The following is a 1,925-nucleotide window of genomic DNA, read 5'->3' on the forward strand; positions in this document are numbered from 1 at the left end:
GCCTTCACGAAGCCGTCCCGGACCTCGTCGGCGACGAGGTCGAGGGACAGGTAGGGGTTGAGGTCCTCCAGCTCGACCAGGAGCAGGCGCCCGTCCGGCGCCCGGCAGGCGTCCACCCGCTGGATGCCGTGGTCGAGCGTGTTCCAGTCGACGAAGCCCCGCGCGAACTCCAGGTCGGCCGCGCTCGGCTCGTACGGCTCCAGCACCCAGCGCCGGGCCGGGTCGGGCGCGTGGAGGGCGTACTGGAAGGCGTCGTCCACGAAGTAGAACGAGACCTCGTACCGGAAGTCGATCCGCGGCTGGACGAGCACCTCGCCCCATTCGAGACCGTCCAGCTCGTCGCGGGTGAGGAAGCGCAGGCCGATGCTGTCGGCGCCTTCCACGGGCTTGACCGCGTAGCGGTCGGCGGCGGGCAGCCGGTCGAGGTCCTGTGGCCGGTCGACGGTGGGGATGACGGGGTGGCCCGCCTCGGTCAGGTCCAGCAGGTACCGCTTCCCGGCCATGTCGCCCCGTCCGGTCAGCGGGTTGTAGACCCGCACGCCGTCGGCCAGCGCCCGGGCGCGGAAGCGGGCGTACTCCTCCCGGTAGTGCAGCACCGGCCCGCTGTTGCGCACCACGACCGCGTCGAAGCGCCCCATCAGGGCCCGGGCGTCGAGCGGGTGGCACAGCGCCAGGTCGAACCACTCCCGCAGCCGGGAGGTGAGGAGGACGTCCTCGTCGCCGTAGCGCCGCCCGCGTGCCGGGTAGGCCAGGTCGGTCACGTACAGCAGGCTGGGCCGGTCGGGCACGGGCACTCCCTCGGTCGGTGGCGGGGGAGCGAATCTACCGGGCCGCTCAGCCTGGCGCGTCCATCAGGGCGCAGACTGGGCGGGGTCGTGGGGCGGGCGGGCGAGGATGAGGTCGCCGGCGCGGTCGAGGACCTCGGCGCGGGTGCGGCCGGGGTGGTCGGCGGCGAGGAAGTGGTTGCCGATGGCCACGCAGAAGGCCAGCAGGCTGCGGGCCTCGATCTCGTCCGGGTCGGCGCAGACGGTGCCGATGGCCGCGCGCAGCAGGTCCATGCGGGTGTTGTCCACGCGGCGCAGGCGTTCGGCGACGGCCTGGTCGCGGCGGGCCCAGTCGCGGATGGCCAGGTCGATGGGGCGCAGGCGGTCGGAGAAGGTGAGCTTCCCGGCCAGGCGGGCCTTGTCCCTGGTGTCTGTGCCCTCGTGCTCGATCCGGTCGAGGACGTCGTCGGTCGCCTCTCGCTCCCAGGTGTCCAGCATTTCCGTCAGCAGTGCGTCGCGGTCGGCGAAGTAGCCGTAGAACCCGCCTTTGGTCACGCCGAGGGATTTGGCCAGGGCCTCGACGCGCACGGCGTCCACGCCGCCTGAGGCCAGCGCCCGCAGACCTTCCTCGACCCACTTCTCGCGTGGTGTGCGCAACGCGCCCATGGTGTGACCCGCCTCACAATCGCACCCGTTGTACGTAGCCGTACAACGGGTCTAGCCTCTCGTTATACGCAATCGTATAACGCATAGGGGGCACCGTCATGCCGTTCGGTTTCGTCGCGTTCCACTACCCGAAGCCCGAGTACGTCGAGGAGTTCGTCGGCCGCTGCCACCAGGTCCGCGAGGTGCTGGCCGCGCAGTCGGGGTTCCTGCGTGCCGAGGTCTGGGTCACTTCCGAGGGCGACGCCGTCGTCACCACCGGCGAGTTCGAGTCCCCGCAGGCGTTCCAGGCGGCGTTCGCCACCGTGGCTCGCGAGTCGGGTGCTGCGGTCGCGTTCGATGAGCGAGAGGTCAAGCCCCGTCAGGTTCACACCCTGCTGTCACGGTGACGGGGGCGGGCTGTGACGGCCGGCGGTGGACTCTGAACCAAGCGGGAGTGGACCGCCGGGTACTGACCTCCACCACCGGCGGACGGGACCAGTCGGCCCGGGGTGCGTC

Annotated in this window: 3 protein-coding genes; 1 reads left to right on the top strand and 2 read right to left on the bottom strand. The window is 71.5% G+C overall.

All coding sequences use genetic code 11. The features are described from left to right. Together ACFU7Y_RS43515 and ACFU7Y_RS43520 are read right to left on the bottom strand one after the other, a co-directional pair. Nucleotides 1–788, bottom strand: a 788-nt coding sequence (locus ACFU7Y_RS43515; protein ID WP_380771987.1) for a hypothetical protein, incomplete at its 3' end; no start/stop codon positions are given. A gap of 63 nt (nucleotides 789–851) precedes the next feature. Beyond that, nucleotides 852–1,430 (bottom strand): TetR/AcrR family transcriptional regulator, encoded by a 579-nt coding sequence (locus ACFU7Y_RS43520; RefSeq protein WP_224278492.1) that lies wholly within the window; start codon nucleotides 1,428–1,430, stop codon nucleotides 852–854. Between the two features lie 98 nt (nucleotides 1,431–1,528). On the opposite strand from ACFU7Y_RS43520, the gene ACFU7Y_RS43525 reads away from it, so the two are divergent. Further along, the gene (locus tag ACFU7Y_RS43525; protein WP_224278491.1) at nucleotides 1,529–1,816 is read left to right on the top strand and encodes an antibiotic biosynthesis monooxygenase; all 288 of its coding nucleotides are present in this window, start codon (nucleotides 1,529–1,531) and stop codon (nucleotides 1,814–1,816) included. Nucleotides 1,817–1,925 lie beyond the last annotated feature (109 nt).

Source organism: Kitasatospora sp. NPDC057542 (genome assembly GCF_042801945.1).
GTDB lineage: Bacteria > Actinomycetota > Actinomycetes > Streptomycetales > Streptomycetaceae > Kitasatospora.

What these genes read in the sequence shown, in the direction of transcription:
- ACFU7Y_RS43520 (WP_224278492.1), bottom strand. Translation starts at nt 1,430, where the DNA reads ATGGGCGCGTTGCGCACACCACGCGAGAAGTGGGTCGAGGAAGGTCTG.
- ACFU7Y_RS43525 (WP_224278491.1), top strand. Translation starts at nt 1,529, where the DNA reads ATGCCGTTCGGTTTCGTCGCGTTCCACTACCCGAAGCCCGAGTACGTC.